The sequence below is a fragment of the Kitasatospora sp. NPDC058048 genome (assembly GCF_042885555.1).
GTDB classification, from domain to species: domain Bacteria; phylum Actinomycetota; class Actinomycetes; order Streptomycetales; family Streptomycetaceae; genus Kitasatospora; species Kitasatospora lactacystinica.
The window spans coordinates 202544-218037 of the sequence record NZ_JBHVRT010000002.1 but is presented as its reverse complement, the minus strand read 5'-3'; the positions used below and the strand labels follow the sequence as shown (position 1 = coordinate 218037).

Below are 15494 nucleotides of genomic sequence, written 5' to 3'. Positions count from 1 at the left end.
CCTGCCGCATGTCCGGGCGCGGCGTCAGGCCAGCTCCAGCGCCAGGTAGAAGTCCACCCGGTCCTCCAGCCGGGAGAGGTCACGCCCCGTCAGCTCCTCGATCCGGCCGATCCGGTACCGCAGGGTGTTCACGTGGACGTGCAGCTGCGCGGCGCAGCGGGTCCAGGAACCGTCCGAGCGCAGGAAGGCCTCCAGGGTGCGGACCAGGTCCGCCTGGTGCTCGATGTCGTACGCGATCACCTTGTCCAGCAGCCGGCCGCGGAAGGCGCGGCGCACCTCGTCCGGGACGGCGGCCAGCAGCAGCACGTGCGAGGCGAGCTCCTCGGGGCCCGCGACGCAGACCCGGCCGACCCGGGAGGCGGCGATCCGGCGGGCGTGCCGGGCCTCCTCCAGGGCGCCGCGCAGACCGCCGGCCCCGGAGGCGGGGGCGGAGACCCCGAGGGTGATCCGGCCCTCCGAGCCGAGCCCGGCCTCCAGCGGGGCGAGCAGCTCGCGCAGGGCGTCGGCGGGCACCGGGCCCTCCAGGGCGGGCAGCACCACCACGGCGCCGGTGCCCGTCCCGGCGACCAGGGCGCGGTCGGCGGCGCCGCCGAGCGCCTCCTCCAGCACTGCCCGCACGGTGCCCTCCGGCAGGCCGGTGCCCTCGGCGCTGAGCACCAGCCAGGAGCCTTCCTGCGCCCGGGACTTGGGATCGGGGATCTCGTAGCCGACGGCCATCGCCGAGGAGGCGTACAGGGTGCGGCTGATCTCCGCCGGGTCGGCGTCGCGGCGCAGCAGGGCGAGCACCTCGTCGGCGAGGCGGCGGCGCAGCCGGCGGCCCTCGTCGCGGCGGTGGCGCTCGGCGGCCACCAGCCGGGCCAGGTTCTCGGCGAGCTGCTGGCGCTTGGCGGTCCACTCGGTGACGTCGCCGGCCACCGCGAGCACCCAGTCGACGAGCGGCGCGTCGTGCTCGGCGGAGACCGGGGCGGGCAGCAGCGAGTAGGAGCCGGCCGCCAGCCGGGCCCGGTGCGGGGGGCGGCGGCGCTGGCGCTGGGCGGCGAGGTGGGCGCGGACCAGCTGGTCGCGGTCCTGGGCGGAGAGCCGGTCGGCGGGGCCGGCGATCACCGCGCCGGTCGGGGTGAGCACCCAGCAGTCCAGGTCGAGGTCGCCGCCGAGCAGGTCCAGCACCGCGTCCAGTCCGCCGCCGCCGGCCGCCGAGACCAGCAGGCGGTGCCGGTCGACCAGGGCGGCGAGGTCGGCCGCGCGGTCCGCGGAGACCTGGCGGCCGATGAACTCGGTGACGGTGCCGAAGGCGATGTCGTCGGGGACGGCGAGCAGCGGCATCCGGTGCCGCCGGCAGGCCTCGACCAGGTCCTCGGGCACCGGGCCGACCTCGGCCTCGCCGGCCGCCAGGGCCACCGCGCCGCCGGCCGCCAGGGTGCGGACGAAACGCTCGGAGTCGGCCGGGACGGTGCGCCAGAGCATGCCGGTGAGCACCAGTTCGCCGCCGTGCAGGTAGCGGCCCGGGTCCTGGAGGTCCGTCGTCATCACGCCGCTGACCTGCCGGTCCAGCTCTTCCTCGGCCGCGAGCAGGCGCAGTCGCGGGGCTCCGGGGGCGAGCAGGTCACGGACGCGCATCCGCGGACTCCTTAACGGGGCTTGGGGGGAGGGGTGAAGGGGTAACGATAGGGCCTGGCCGAGCGGGCGTGCGCGCGGGTCCGCAGCCCGCGGATCCCGGCCGGACTACGGTCGTAGGTAGCACCCGGCGAACACCCGGGCTGCGAGATTCCCCTCCTTAGAGGAACGTACAGGATGCCGGGCGGGCTCACAGCCGGGGCTTCATGCCATCGGTGACTGCCAGTGGGCCGCGTCACAGCGGTTCACTGGGCGACACGCCGCCGGACACCCGGCGGGCGAAGACTTGAGGAGACACCCGCATGGAGTTCCTTCGGCCCGCCAGCTGGGACGAGGCACTCGCGGCGAAGGCCGAGTACCCGACCGCGCTGCCCCTTTCGGGCGGCACGGACGTCATGGTCGAGCTGAACTTCGACGTGCACCGGCCATCCGCGATTCTCGACCTGAACCGCATCACCGAGCTCACCGAATGGTCGAACGACGACGGCGTCGTGCGGCTCGGCGCCGCGGTCCCGTACGCCCGGATCATCGCGGAGCTGTCCGGTCCGCTGCCCGGGCTGGCGCTGGCGTCCCGCACCGTCGGATCCCCCCAGATCCGCAACCGCGGCAGCGTCGGCGGCAACCTCGGCGCGGCCTCCCCGGCCGGCGACGCGCACCCGGCGCTGCTGGCGGCCGGACGGGACGTGTTCGTCGAGGCGGCCTCGGTGCGCGGCACCCGGCTGATCCCCATCGACGACTTCTACGTCGGGGTGAAGCGCAACTGCCTGGAGGCCGACGAGCTGATCCGGGCCGTGCGGATCCCGGTGGCGGACGGGCCGCAGCAGTTCTCGAAGATCGGTACCCGCAACGCCATGGTGATCGCGGTCTGCGCGTTCGGCTTCGCCCTGCACCCGAGGAACGGAACCGTCGGCACCGGCATCGGTTCGGCCGCCCCCACGCCGCGCCGCGCCGTCGAGGCCGAGGAGTACCTCCGGGGCGTGCTCGCCGAGCGCGGCCTGTGGGAGTCCGGGGAACTGCTGGGCACCGAGGTGGTCCAGCGCTTCGGCGAGCTGGTCAAGGCCGCGGCCTCGCCGATCGACGACGTGCGGGGCACCGCCGACTACCGCCGGCACGCGCTCGCCGTGATGGCCCGCCGCACCCTCACCTGGACCTGGAACGACTACGGCAAGCAGATCAGGAGCGCGGCATGAGGGTCACTTTCACCGCCAACGGCAAGCCGGTCGAGGCCGACGACGTGTGGGAGGGCGAGAGCCTGCTGTACGTGCTGCGCGAGCGGGTCGGCCTGCCGGGCTCGAAGAACGCCTGCGAGCAGGGCGAGTGCGGCTCCTGCACGGTCTACCTGGACGGCGTCCCGGTCTGCTCCTGCCTGGTCGCGGCCGGCCAGGTGCAGGACCGCGAGGTACGCACGGTCGAGGGCCTGGGCACGGAGGACGGCGAACTGGGCCTGGTCCAGCAGGCGTTCGTCGACGCCGGCGCCGTCCAGTGCGGCTTCTGCACCCCCGGCCTGCTGGTGCAGACCGACGCTCTGCTGGCCGCCGATCCGCAGCCGAGCGACGACGACATCCGCGAGGCGCTGTCCGGCAACCTGTGCCGCTGCACCGGCTACGAGAAGATCATGGACGCGGTGCGGCTGGCCTCGGCCCGCACCTGCGCGGGAACGGGGGCTGCGGAATGAGCGGGCGGACGGTCCAGCGGACGATCCAGGGACAGAAGAACCTCCAGAACATCAACCAGGCCTCCAAGGACGGCATCGGCGGCTCCCCGCTGCGCCCGGACGGCAACCTGAAGGTCCGGGGCGAGTTTGCCTACTCCTCCGACCTGTGGCACGAGGACATGCTCTGGGGAACGGCGCTGCGCTCGCCGCACCCCCGGGCGAACATCCTCTCGGTGGACACCTCCGAGGCGCTCAAGGTGCCCGGGGTGTACGCGGTGCTGACGCACGAGGACATCCCCGGCTCGAAGTACTACGGCCTGGAGATCCAGGACCAGCCGGCCCTGGCCATCGACAGGATCCGGTACCACGGCGAGGCGATCGCCCTGGTCGCCGCCGACCACCCGGAGACGGCCCGCCGCGCGGTGAAGAGGATCGTGGTCGAGTACGAGGTGCTCACCCCGATCGTCACCGAGGAGCAGTGCCTCGACCCGGAGACCCACGGGTACGTGCACGAGCCGCACGAGTACAAGTCCCATGCGTACGGCAACATCTGCCACGAGCAGCGGCTGGTCTCCGGCCGCGGCGTGACCGACGAGGTGCGGGCGCTGGCGGACGTGATCGTCAGCGGCGACTACGAGGTCGGCATGCAGGACCAGGCCTTCCTCGGCCCGGAGTCCGGCCTCGCGGTGCCCGCCGAGGACGGCGGCATCGACCTCTACATCGCCACCCAGTGGCTGCACGTCGACCGCCAGCAGATGGCCCCGGTGCTCGACCTCCCGGAGGAGAAGGTCCGGCTCACGCTGGCCGGCGTCGGCGGCGCGTTCGGCGGCCGCGAGGACCTGTCGATGCAGATCCACGCCTGCCTGCTGGCCCAGCACACCGGCAAGCCGGTCAAGATCGTCTACTCGCGGGACGAGTCCTTCTTCGGCCACGTCCACCGCCACCCGGCGCGGATGCACTACGAGCACGGCGCCACCCGGGACGGCAGGCTGGTCTTCGCCGACTGCCGGATCGTGCTGGACGGCGGCGCCTACGCCTCCGCCTCCCCCGCCGTGGTCGGCAACGCGGCCTCGCTCGGCCACGGCCCGTACGTCATCCCGAACGTGCGGATGCACGCCATCGCCCTGTACAGCAACAACCCGTCCTGCGGGGCGATGCGCGGCTTCGGCGCGGTGCAGGCGGCGTTCGGCTACGAGTCGCAGATGGACAAGCTGGCCGTCGAACTGGGCATGGACCCGGTGGAGTTGCGGCAGCTCAACGCCGTCTCGCAGGGCGACTTCATGCCCACCGGGCAGGAGATCGACGCGCCCGCGCCGGTGGCCGAACTGCTCCGGCGGGCCAAGGAGATGCCGCTGCCGCCGCCGCTGGACACCGAGCACCCGGACATCCGCCGGCTGCCCGGCGCCCTGTCCAACACCTCGCACGGCGAGGGGATCGTGCGCGGCGTCGGCTACTCGGTCGGCATCAAGAACGTCGGCTTCTCCGAGGGCTTCGACGACTACTCCACCGCCCGGGTGCGGCTGGAGGTGATCGGCGGCGAGCCGGTCGCCATGGTGCACACCGCGATGGCCGAGGTCGGCCAGGGCGGCGTCACCGTGCACGCCCAGATCGCCCGCACCGAGCTGGGTGTCGAGCAGGTCACCATCCACCCGGCCAACACCGAGGTGGGGTCGGCCGGTTCGACCTCCGCCTCGCGCCAGACGTACATGACGGGCGGCGCGGTGAAGCTGGCCGCCGAGGCGGTGCGCCGGGAACTGCTCGACCGGGGACGCCGGCGCTACGGCTGGACCCACGACGACCTGGTGCTGACCGGCGGCAAGGTCGTCTCGGCCGGGGCCGGCACGCTGGTCTCCATCGTCGACCTGCTCGGCGACGACGTCATCGAGCAGACCCGCGAGCACCACCACCGGCCCACCCAGCCCTTCGACAAGGAGACCGGCCAGGGCTTCGGCCACGTCCAGTACACCTTCTGCGCCAACCGCGCGGTGGTGGACGTGGACGTGGAACTGGGCCTGGTCAAGGTGGTCGAGCTCACCGCCGTCCAGGACGTCGGCAAGGCGCTCAACCCGCTCTCCGTGGTCGGCCAGATCCAGGGCGGCTGCACCCAGGCGCTGGGCCTCGCGGTGATGGAGGAGATCATCGTGCGGGACGGCAAGGTGCGCAACGCCTCCTTCACCGACTACCTGATCCCCACCATCCTGGACACCCCGCCGATCCCGGTGGAGATGCTCGAACTGCCCGACCCCAACGCGCCGTACGGGCTGCGCGGGGTCGGCGAGGCGCCGACCGTCTCCGCGACGCCGTCCATCGTGGCCGCCATCCGCAACGCCACCGGGCTGGCGCTCAACCGGATCCCGGTCCGGCCGGAGCACCTGACCACCGAACAGCCCGGCTGAGGCCCGGCCGAACGCCTCGCCGCCGGGCCCGGCCGGGCACCCTGCCGCCGGGCCGACGGCCGGAGTTCGCCCTCCCCGGGGCGGTGACCGTCATCCCCGCCGCCCCGGGGCACCGGGGCACCCCCACACCCGCTGCCCTGCCCACGCCGGGGTCCGCAGCGGTGCGCACCAGCACCACCCTCGCCCGCACCGCCCGCACCGCCCGCACTCCACCCTTCCCGCGAGTGCCCCCGTGAGTCGATACGTCCCCCTGCGCCGCCTCGTTGACCGGCAGTCAGGTCGGCTCGCCCACCCCAACCCCCTGTGACACTTGGGAGTGGACATGACCAGGATCCCCACGGAACCCGGCACCACCGAAGACAGACCCGCCGAAGACAGACCCGCCGACGGCGGACCCGCCGCGGACGGCCCCCACCCGTCGACCCCGGCACCGCGCCCCACCGGCGCGCTGGACGCCTACTTCAAGATCTCGGCCCGCGGCTCGACCCTCGCCAACGAACTGCGCGGTGGACTCACCACCTTCATGGCGATGGCCTACATCATCCTCCTCAACCCGCTCATCCTGAGCGGCGCGGACGCCACCGGCGCCAAGCTGGACCACGCCGCGCTGACCACCGCCACCGCCCTGGCCGCCGCCGTCACCACCGTCCTGATGGGCCTGGTCGGCAACGTCCCGCTCGCCCTCGCCGCCGGCCTCTCCGTCTCCGGCGCGGTCTCCGCGCTGGTCGTCCCGCACACCACCTGGGCCCAGGCCATGGGCCTGTGCGTGATCTACGGCCTGCTGATCGTGCTGCTGGTCGTCTCCGGGCTGCGCGAGAGGATCATGAACGGCATCCCGCTGCCGCTCAAGCACGCCATCACCATCGGCATCGGCCTGTTCGTCACCGTGATCGGCCTCTACAAGGCCGGGTTCATGCACACCGGCGGCCCCACCCCGCTCTCGCTCGGCCCCACCGGCGAGCTGGCCGGCTGGCCGGTGCTGGTCTTCTGCGTCACCCTGCTGGCGATCTTCGTCCTGATGGCGCGCGGCGTCCGCGGCGCGATCCTGATCGGCGTCGGCGGCGGCACCGTGCTCGCGATGATCGTCAACCGGGCCGCGCACGTACCGGCCGAGGCCTGGAAGAACTCGGTGCCGGTCTGGCCCGGCAGCCCGGTCTCGGCACCCGACTTCGGCCTGTTCGGCCACGTCGACCTGTTCGGCGCCTTCGGCGGTCACGGCATGGGCGCCATCAGCGCCTCGGTCGCGGTGTTCACCCTGGTGCTGGCCGGCTTCTTCGACGCGATGGCCACCATCATCGGCGTCGGCACCGAGGCCGGACTGGCCGACCGGCAGGGCCGGATGCCCGGGCTGTCCAAGGCGCTGTTCATCGACGGCGCGGGCGGCGCGGTCGGCGGCCTGGCGGGCGCCTCCGGGCAGACCGTCTTCGTCGAGTCCGCCACCGGCGTCGGCGACGGCGCCCGCACCGGACTCGCCTCCACCGTCACCGGCGCCCTGTTCGCGCTGATGCTGTTCTTCTCACCGATCGCCGGGATCGTCCCGGTCGAGGTGGCCTCGGCCGCCCTGGTCGTGATCGGCTCGATGATGATGAGCCAGGCCCGGCACATCGACTGGTCCGACCGCGAGGTGGCGATCCCGGCCTTCCTCACCTGCGTGCTGATGCCGTTCACGTACAGCATCACCGCGGGCGTCGCGGCCGGCGTCATCTCGTACACCGTCATCAAGGCCGGGCTGGGACGGTGGCGCGAGCCCGGGCCGCTGATGTGGATCCTCACCGCGGTGTTCGTGGTGTACTTCGCGATCACCCCGGTCAAGTCCTGGCTGGGCGTGCACTAGTCGGCACCGGCCACCACCCGGGCACCCACCGCCTTCCACTGCCGTGCACCACCTTGGGCACCACCGCCGCCGTCCGGGATCGTTTCCCGTACGGCGGCGTCTCCCGCTACTGTCGAAACCGTGTAAGGAGCCCCCATGCAGGACATCGCCGAGCAGTTGCGGGCCTGGCACGCGGCCGGCCGCTCCTTCGCCGTGGCCACCGTCGTCGGCGTCTCCGGCAGCGCACCGCGCGACCCCGGGGCGGCGCTGGCCGTGGACGCGGACGGCGAGGCGGTCGGCAGCGTCTCCGGCGGATGCGTCGAGGGCGCGGTGTACGAGCTGTGCCAGGCCGCGATCGCGAGCGGCGAGCCGGCGCTGGAACGCTTCGGGTACAGCGACGAGGACGCCTTCGCGGTGGGTCTGACCTGCGGCGGCGTCCTGGACGTGTTCGTCCAGCCGGTGGTGCCGGGGGCCGACGCCGGGCTGGACGCCGGAATCGCCGGCATCGCGGCCGGCACCCCGGTGGCGCTGGTCCGGGTGATCGCCGGGCCGGGCGGCCTGGTCGGGGCCGTGCTGGCGGTCACCGCCGGCGACGTCACCGGCGCGCTCTCCCCGACGCCCTCCACGGTCGGCGGGCTGGAGCGGGCGATCGTCGCCCGGGCCCGGGCGATGCTGGAGGCCGGACGCACCGGCCGGCTCGTGCTCGGCCTCGACGGCCGCCCCTGCGACGAACACGGGCGGGGCACCGTCACCTGCTTCGTCGAGTCGTACGTACCGGCGCCGCGGATGCTGGTGTTCGGGGCGATCGACTTCGCGGCCGCGGTCGTGCGGATCGGCAAGTTCCTCGGCTACCACGTGACCGTCTGCGACGCCCGGCCGGTCTTCGCCACCGCCCGTCGCTTCCCCGACGCCGACGAGGTGGTCGTCGACTGGCCGCACCGCTACCTGGACTCCCAGCTCGGCCGGATCGACGGACGCACCGTGCTCTGCGTACTCACCCACGACGCCAAGTTCGACATCCCGCTGCTGGAGCGCGCCCTGCGACTGCCGGTCGGCTACGTCGGCGCGATGGGCTCGCGCCGCACCCACCGGGACCGCGTGGCCAAGCTGCGCGAGACCGGGATCACCGAAGCCGAACTCGCCCGGCTGCGCTCCCCGATCGGCCTCGACCTCGGCTCGCGCACCCCGGAGGAGACGGCCGTCTCGGTCGCCGCCGAGATCGTCGCCCACCGGCGCGGCGGCAGCTGCCTGCCGCTGAGCGCCTCGGACGGGCCGATCCACCACGACCTGTCGCGGACGGGAACGGAGGGTGACGAGGGCCGCGCGGCCGACGGCCCGGCACCCCGCCCCCACGCGGCCTGAACCGGCAGCGGCTCCGGCACCACTCACGTTGCGTGGCCACCGGCACGGCGGGAGGCTGGACTTGCGGACTCGCCCCGAGCCCGGGGAAGGAGCAGGGATCATGCGTGCCCTGCTGGAGGTCGAACTCGACACCGCGACCTCGAACAAGCTCATCACCGATGGAACGATCGGCGAGGGAATCCAGCAGACCCTCGCCCAACTCAAGCCGGAGGCGGCCTACTTCCTCAGCCGCAACGGGCACCGGGCCATGATCTTCGTCGTCGACATCGCGGACGAGGCCTCGATCCCGTCCCTCGCCGAGCCGTTCTGGCTGCAACTCAACGCCACCGTCGACATCCGCCCCTGCATGAACGCCGACGAACTCATGGAGGGGCTCAAGCGGCTCGGCGGCTGAGCGGCAGGGCACGGACGGAGGTCAGTCGCTCAGCGCCAGCTTCACGCCGAAGCCCACCACGACCGCGCCGGTCACCCGGTCCATCAGCCGCCGGGCGGCCGGGCGGCGCAGCCAGCCGCGCAGCACCTGGGCGAAGCCCACCAGGACCGTCGACCAGAGCAGGCCCTCCACGACGTGCACGCAGGTCAGCGCCACACCGGCGGCGAAGTGCGGGGCCCCGGCCGGGATGAACTGCGGCAGCACGGCCACGTAGAAGACCCCGACCTTGGGGTTCAGCAGGTTGGTCAGCGTGCCCCGCCGCCAGCCGTGCGCGAACCCGCCGTCCTCCGGCTCCTCCTCGGCCGCCGCCTCGCCGCCCCGGTTGCGCAGCATCCCGATGCCCATCCACACCAGGTACGCCGCGCCCGCCCAGCGCAGGATCTCGTACCCGACCTGCGAGGCGGTCAGCAGCGCCGTCACCCCGGCCGAGGTCAGCGTCCCCCAGAGCAGCGTCCCGGTCTGGATCCCCAGCACGACCCCCCACGCCTGCCGGCGCCGTCCCAGGGCGGAGGTCCGCAGGATCAGCGCGGTGTCGAGACCGGGGGTGAGGGTGAGCAGCCCCACGACGAGGGCGAAGGACCACAGAGCCGTTGTCATCTCCATGGACCTCGATGCTCTCACAGCCCCGACCGGCCCCCGCCCGCCGGGGCGGGGGCCACCCGGCCGACCGATCCGTCAGTCCGCCGACCCCGGAGGCACGACCCACTCGGTGGGCTGGCCGGTGACGGCGGCGATCATGTCGAAGTCACCGTCGTAGTGGAGCACCGTGGCCCCGTGACGCTCGGCGGTGGCCGCGACGACGAGGTCCGGCACCGACAGCGCCCGCCAGTTGCCCGACGAGGTCAGGAGGGCCTGCACCTCGATGGCCCGGTCCCACACCTCGTCGGGCGTGGGCAACCAGTCGAAGCCGCTCAGGCCCTCCCGGATCCGAAGGGCGTCGGCCTTGGAACGGGCGCTGTGCATGATCTCCAGCTCGACAGCGCCGCAGATGGCAACGAGCCCTCTGACGATCCTCGGCCTGAGGACCGACCTGACCGTCGGCTTGGAGAAGCGAGCGAAAGCCGACTTGTCGATCAGGAAGCGCTCACTCATTCCTTTTCCACCGGTCCGGTGAGGTCAGGCAGTCCGCCCTCGGCGAGCCAGTCCATGAAAGTCTCGCGCTTGCGGCGCTTCACGAGATCTTCAAGGGCGGCGTTGACGGTGGCCACCTTGGTCGTCGTACCAAGGATCTCGGCGGCCTCGGCCAGCAGCTCGTCGTTGACGTCTATCACGGTACGGGCCATGGTCGGCCTCCCAAGCGGAGCGGGCCTGCGATATCAATATCGAAAATACTTGATATCGCAGGCCCATATGCCCCGATCAGCCGATATTCACCCGGTCAGGTGATGTTGAGGCGGGCGGCGAGGCGCAGCAGGCCGGGGCTGAGGCGGGAGAGGAAGCGGGCGGCCTTGGCCTCCGGGGTGACGGGGACGACGGGCCTGCCGGTGCGGACGGCGGTGAGGATGGCGCTCGCGACCTTCTCCGGGGGGAAGCCGCGGCGGGCGTAGAGCTTCGCGGCGCGGGCCTGCTTGGCGGCCTGCTCGGTGGAGGTGGTGGCGGAGAACGTGGAGGTGCGGGTGATGTTGGTGTTGACGATGCCCGGGCAGATGGTGGAGACGCCGATGCCGTGGCCGACGAACTCGGCCCGCAGGCAGTCGGAGAGCATGAACACCGCGGCCTTGCTGGTGGCGTAGGCGGTGAGCGCCTTGGACGGCAGGTAGGCGGCGGCGGAGGAGACGTTGACGATGTGGCCGCCCTGGCCGCGGTCGGCCATCAGGGTGCCGAAGGCGCGGCAGCCGTGGATCACGCCCCAGAGGTTGACGTCCAGGACCCGCTGCCACTCCTTCTCGGTGGTCTGCAGGAACGTCCCGGAGTGGCCGATGCCGGCGTTGTTGACCATGACGTCGGGCACCCCGTGCTCGGCGGCGACGGTCTGCGCGAAGGCGTCCATCGCGGCGCCGTCGGAGACGTCCACGCGGTAGGCGTGCGCCTTCGGGCCGATCAGCGAGGCGAGTTCGGCGGTGCGCTCGGCGGCCGCGAGGTCGAGGTCGCAGACCACCACCCGGGCGCCGTCCTCGGCGAAGGCGAGCGCGGTGGCCCGGCCGATGCCGCTGCCGCCGCCGGTCACCACGACCAGCCGGCCGTCGTCCCCGGCCGGTCGGGCCTGCCCCGCGTCGATGCGGGCGGTGAACTCGCGGACCATCCCGGCCACGATGGCTCCCTTCTCCAGCAGCGCCGACCAGTGGCCGGCGTGCAGCGTCCTGCGGGTCAGGTCGGGCACCCAGCGCTCCAGCCCCTCGGAGAGGTAGGTGCCGACGTACCGGTCCCGGGTGAGGGTGATCAGCTGGACCGGCACCTCGGTCGGCCGCTCGCGCGGACTGCCCAGGGTGGGGCGGAAGTTGGCCCGGTACAGCTCGATGCCGCGGACCGCGTCGCGGCGCAGGGTGGACTGCGGGTGGTCGGCGCGCGGTGTGACGTGCTCCAGGTCGCGCAGCACCCGCGGCCACGCCCGGGCCAGGCCGAGCCGCCAGATGCCGGGGGCGAGGTAGGGCAGGTGGAAGGCGGTGATGTACCAGGAGTGCAGGCCCTGGTGCAGCAGTTGCCCGAGGTGGCGGGGGGTGGGGCGGCGCACCCGGTGGCGCAGCCAGTGGCCCATGTGGTCCAGGCTGGGGCCGGACAGGGTGGTGTACGAGGCGATCCGACGCCCGGCGCCGGGTTCGGTGACGGCCTCCCAGGACTGGATCGAGCCCCAGTCGTGGGCGACCAGGTGCACCGGGCGGTCCGGGCTGACGGCGTCGGCGACGGCGAACAGGTCCTCGGCGAGGTGCTCCAGGCGGTAGCCGGACCGGTCGGCGGGGGCGGCGGACTCCCCGGCGCCGCGTACGTCGTAGCGGACCACGTGGTGGTCGCGGGCGAGGTCGGCGGCGATGTCGTCCCAGACGGCGTGGGTGTCGGGGTAGCCGTGCACGAGCAGGACGGTGGGGGCGTCCGGGTCGCCCTGCTCGAAGACGGCGAGCGGGAGGCCGCCGGAACGGACGGTCCGGCGGCGGACCGGGGGCGCCGCCGGGGGCTGCGCCGGACGCTTCGTCGGGCTCGTCATCGGGTGGCCTCCAGGGTGGTCGGGGCGGTCGCGGTCGGGGCGGCCGCGGTCGGCTCGGCGGCGGTCGGGGCGGCGGCGGTCGGGGCGGCCGCCCGCCCGGTGGCAGTCTGCCCGGTCCCGGCGGTCCAGCGGCGGACGTGCGGCAGGTCGTCGTCGAGCCAGTAGGCGTCGTCCTCGGTGACCACCAGCAGTTCCTCGAACTTGATGCCCACGCCCCGGAAGCCGATGTGCGGCTCCACCGCCCACAGGCCCGGGGTGGGCGCGTGCCGGGACGACCGGCCGTCCGCCCAGAGCGGTGAACGGCCGTGCAGCCGCTCGGAGATCAGCTCGCGGCCGAGGGTCTGGAGGGTGCGCACGCCGAAGCCGAGGACGTTCACCCCGGCCGGGCCGCGCGCGGTGTTGCGGGTGACCTGGTGGCCGATCACCCGGCCCGGGTAGACCTGGTGGCGGTTGTCGTAGCCGTGCGCGGCGATCTGGGCGTCCACCGCCGCGTACACCTCGGCGAGCGGCCTGCGGGCCCGCACCTCGTCGAGGATCAGCTTCCGGTACACCTCCAGGTCGGCGGCCAGGCGGTCCCAGACCCGGTTCTCGCCGACCTTGCCGCCGTAGCCGATGTCGGCGGTGTAGCCGTCCACCACGGGCGCGCAGTCCAGCACGTACGGCATGCCCTCCTCCAGGCGGCGGTTGCCGGCGAAGAACTGCAGCGGGGTGTGGAAGTGCCGGAACGCCGTCCGGTCGCCGAACCAGGCGAAGGGGACGTGGAAGAAGTCCTGCACCCCGGCGGCGACCAGGCGGCGGCGCAGCTCGGCGGTGGCCTGCCGCTCGGTGACGCCGGGCTCGATCCAGGCGGCGACCTGTTCGGCGCAGGCGTAGGCGAGCTGCTGGGTCTCGCGGAAGCGGGCGAGGTCGCGCTCGGTGTAGCGGAAGGCGGGGGTCGCTTTCGCCATGGCGGTGCTCCTTCTGGAGGTCGAGCTAGAGGTCGAGCACGAGGGTCTCGCCCCCGGCGGCCCGGGAGACGCAGGGCAGCAGGGCGCCGGCGGCACGCTGCTCGGGGGTGAGGCGGCGGTCCCGGTGGTCGGGCGTGCCGGCCAGCACCCGGACCTCGCAGGTGCCGCAGAAGCCCTGGTGGCAGGAGTACGGGAGGTCCGGGCGGGCCTCGCGCAGCACGTCGAGGGCGGAGCGGTCGGCGGGCACGTCGAGGTCCGGACCGTCGGTGCCGAGGCGGACGGCGAACGGCTCGCCGTCGGTGACCGGGGCGGCGCCGAAGCGCTCGAAGTGCAGGGAGGCGGCCGGGGAGGCGTCCAGGGCGCGCTGCACGGCGGTGAGCATCGGCGCCGGGCCGCAGCAGTAGACGGCGGCGCCGCGCGGGGCGTGGGCGAGCAGTTCGGCTCCGGTGGGGACGCCGCCGTGCTCGTCGTCGGTGCGCAGCACCACCCGGCGCGGGTCGAGGGCGCGCAGCTCGTCCGTGTACGGCAGGGTGTCGGCGCTGCGGCCGACGTGCACCAGGTGCCAGTCCAGGCCGTGCCGCTGCGCCTCGCGGGCCATCGGGAGCAGCGGGGTGATGCCGATGCCGCCGGCCAGCAGGAGGACGGCGGGCTCGGCGCAGAAGGCGAAGCCGTTGCGCGGGCGGCGGGCGGTGAGCCGGGTGCCGGGGTGCAGGGCGTCGTGGACCTCGACGGATCCGCCGCCGCCCTCGGGCAGCCGCCGGACGGCGATGCGGTAGCCGGTGCGGTCGGCCGGGTCGCCGCTGAGGGAGTAGTGGCGTTCGCGGCCGGAGGGCAGGACGAGGCGCAGGTGGGCGCCGGGCTGCCAGCCGGGCAGCGGGCCGCCGGAGGGGTCGGCGAGGAGCAGTTCCACGACGTCGACGGCCGGTCGGCGGCGCTCGGCGACGACCAGTTGGAGCGGCGGGGTGGGGCGGCTGAGCGGCCGGCGGGGGTTGCGGCGCAGCAGCGGGCTGCCGAGGGCCGGGGAGTAGCGGTCGCCGAAGGCGGTGAGCCGGCGCATGAAGCCGTCGGGGCGGGGGCGGCCGTAGAGGTCGGGGGGCGGGGTGAGCTGGTCCATCCGGCGGGGTCCTCGGGGTGGGTGGGAGCGGGACCGGGCTCAGCGCCCGGCGGCCGCGCGGGCGGCCGGGGAGGTCGCGAGGTAGCCCAGCGCCTGGCTGGACGAGCCCTCCTGGGTGGGGTGGTAGCCCGGTCGCAGGTAGCGCAGTCCGGAGCGGATCGACTTGACCGGGTCCGGCAGCAGTCCGCGCCTGGCGATCCGGCCCGCCTCGCGCCAGGTGGGCTTGAGCCGGCCTTCGAGGGAGGGGTCGGCGGCGAGCAGGAAGCGGGCGCCGCGCACCCAGAGGTGGACGAGCAGCGGCCCGGAGACCGCCATTCCGCGCACCCGGCGCAGGTAGCCCGGGTCCAGGTGGACCATCAGGTCGTAGGCGACGCTGCGGTGCTCGACCTCCTCCGCGCCGTGCCAGCGCAGCAGGTCGAGCATCGTCGGGTCGGCCTTGGCCCGGTCCAGGCCCGGGGAGTTGAGCGCCCAGTTGCCGAGGAAGGCGGTGAAGTGCTCGATCGCCGCGATGAAGGCGACCCGCTCGATGACGTTCTCCCGCCGCCGGTCCGGCGTCAGGCCCGGCTTGTCGCCGAGGACGCGCTGGAACAGCCAGGAGATCTGCCGGACGTACGGCCGCGGGTCGAGCCCCTGGCCGAGCAGGTGGTCCAGGACCTCCTGATGCGCCTCGGCATGGATGGCCTCCTGTCCGATGAATCCGAGGACCTCCTCGCGCAGTTGCTCGTCCCGGACGAGCGGCAGCGCCTCCTTGAACACCTTGACGAACCACCGCTCCCCTTCGGGCAGCAGCAGGTGCAGCACGTTGATGACGTGGGTGGCCATCGGCTCGTCGGGGATCCAGTGCAGCGGCAGCTGGGCCCAGTCGAAGCGGACGTCCCGGGGTTCCAGCACGAGGCTGTCGTGCACGCGCGCGGCGGGGGCGGCGAGGGCGGGGACGGGGGTGGAACGGGGCATGGCAGGCCCTCCTGACCTGGGGGCGGCGGCTCGGCTCCAGGGAAACGTACTCGCGGGTAGCCGTCAGG

General features: G+C 73.7%; 14 protein-coding genes. 6 read left to right on the top strand and 8 right to left on the bottom strand.

Annotated elements, in window-relative coordinates; genetic code table 11:
* Positions 1–24 precede the first annotated feature (24 nt).
* Positions 25–1617 carry a PucR family transcriptional regulator gene (locus tag ACFVVA_RS03025; RefSeq protein ID WP_387685100.1) on the bottom strand — a complete coding sequence of 531 codons (1593 nt, stop codon included), beginning with the start codon at positions 1615–1617 and terminating at the stop codon, positions 25–27.
* 299 nt (positions 1618–1916) lie between these two features.
* On the opposite strand from ACFVVA_RS03025, the gene ACFVVA_RS03020 reads away from it, so the two are divergent.
* From ACFVVA_RS03020 to ACFVVA_RS02995, 6 genes are all read left to right on the top strand, one after another.
* Positions 1917–2804, top strand: coding sequence for an FAD binding domain-containing protein (locus tag ACFVVA_RS03020; RefSeq protein ID WP_387685098.1), 888 nt, complete (start codon positions 1917–1919; stop codon positions 2802–2804).
* Positions 2801–3289 carry a (2Fe-2S)-binding protein gene (locus ACFVVA_RS03015; protein ID WP_387685096.1) on the top strand — a complete coding sequence of 163 codons (489 nt, stop codon included), beginning with the start codon at positions 2801–2803 and terminating at the stop codon, positions 3287–3289. The genes ACFVVA_RS03020 and ACFVVA_RS03015 overlap by 4 nt, the downstream gene beginning before the upstream one ends.
* Positions 3286–5664, top strand: a complete 2379-nt coding sequence (pucD, locus tag ACFVVA_RS03010) for a xanthine dehydrogenase subunit D (RefSeq protein WP_387685094.1) — start codon at positions 3286–3288, stop codon at positions 5662–5664. The genes ACFVVA_RS03015 and pucD overlap by 4 nt, the downstream gene beginning before the upstream one ends.
* A gap of 322 nt (positions 5665–5986) precedes the next feature.
* Positions 5987–7498, top strand: coding sequence for an NCS2 family permease (locus tag ACFVVA_RS03005; protein WP_387685092.1), 1512 nt, complete (start codon positions 5987–5989; stop codon positions 7496–7498).
* Between the two features lie 135 nt (positions 7499–7633).
* Positions 7634–8839 (top strand): XdhC family protein, encoded by a 1206-nt coding sequence (locus ACFVVA_RS03000; RefSeq protein ID WP_387685090.1) that lies wholly within the window; start codon positions 7634–7636, stop codon positions 8837–8839.
* Between the two features lie 100 nt (positions 8840–8939).
* On the top strand, positions 8940–9233 hold the full coding sequence (locus ACFVVA_RS02995; protein WP_380547134.1) for a hypothetical protein: 294 nt from the start codon (positions 8940–8942) through the stop codon (positions 9231–9233).
* A gap of 21 nt (positions 9234–9254) precedes the next feature.
* Here the strand turns inward: ACFVVA_RS02995 and ACFVVA_RS02990 are convergent, their stop codons facing one another.
* The 7 genes from ACFVVA_RS02990 to ACFVVA_RS02960 form a co-directional block, all read right to left on the bottom strand.
* Positions 9255–9875 (bottom strand): LysE family translocator, encoded by a 621-nt coding sequence (locus tag ACFVVA_RS02990; protein WP_359911746.1) that lies wholly within the window; start codon positions 9873–9875, stop codon positions 9255–9257.
* 72 nt (positions 9876–9947) lie between these two features.
* On the bottom strand, positions 9948–10364 hold the full coding sequence (locus ACFVVA_RS02985) for a PIN domain nuclease (protein WP_359911749.1): 417 nt from the start codon (positions 10362–10364) through the stop codon (positions 9948–9950).
* Positions 10361–10555 carry a type II toxin-antitoxin system VapB family antitoxin gene (locus ACFVVA_RS02980; protein ID WP_387685087.1) on the bottom strand — a complete coding sequence of 65 codons (195 nt, stop codon included), beginning with the start codon at positions 10553–10555 and terminating at the stop codon, positions 10361–10363. Before ACFVVA_RS02980 ends, ACFVVA_RS02985 begins: the two co-directional genes overlap by 4 nt.
* A gap of 95 nt (positions 10556–10650) precedes the next feature.
* Complete coding sequence (locus ACFVVA_RS02975; RefSeq protein WP_387685085.1) at positions 10651–12411, bottom strand: SDR family oxidoreductase; 1761 nt, start codon at positions 12409–12411, stop codon at positions 10651–10653.
* Entirely contained in the window at positions 12408–13358 is a 951-nt protein-coding gene (locus tag ACFVVA_RS02970; protein WP_387685083.1) for a M24 family metallopeptidase, read from the bottom strand. Before ACFVVA_RS02970 ends, ACFVVA_RS02975 begins: the two co-directional genes overlap by 4 nt.
* A 25-nt stretch (positions 13359–13383) precedes the next feature.
* Complete coding sequence (locus tag ACFVVA_RS02965; RefSeq protein WP_387685081.1) at positions 13384–14472, bottom strand: PDR/VanB family oxidoreductase; 1089 nt, start codon at positions 14470–14472, stop codon at positions 13384–13386.
* Between the two features lie 39 nt (positions 14473–14511).
* Positions 14512–15426 (bottom strand): metal-dependent hydrolase, encoded by a 915-nt coding sequence (locus ACFVVA_RS02960; RefSeq protein WP_387685079.1) that lies wholly within the window; start codon positions 15424–15426, stop codon positions 14512–14514.
* Positions 15427–15494 lie beyond the last annotated feature (68 nt).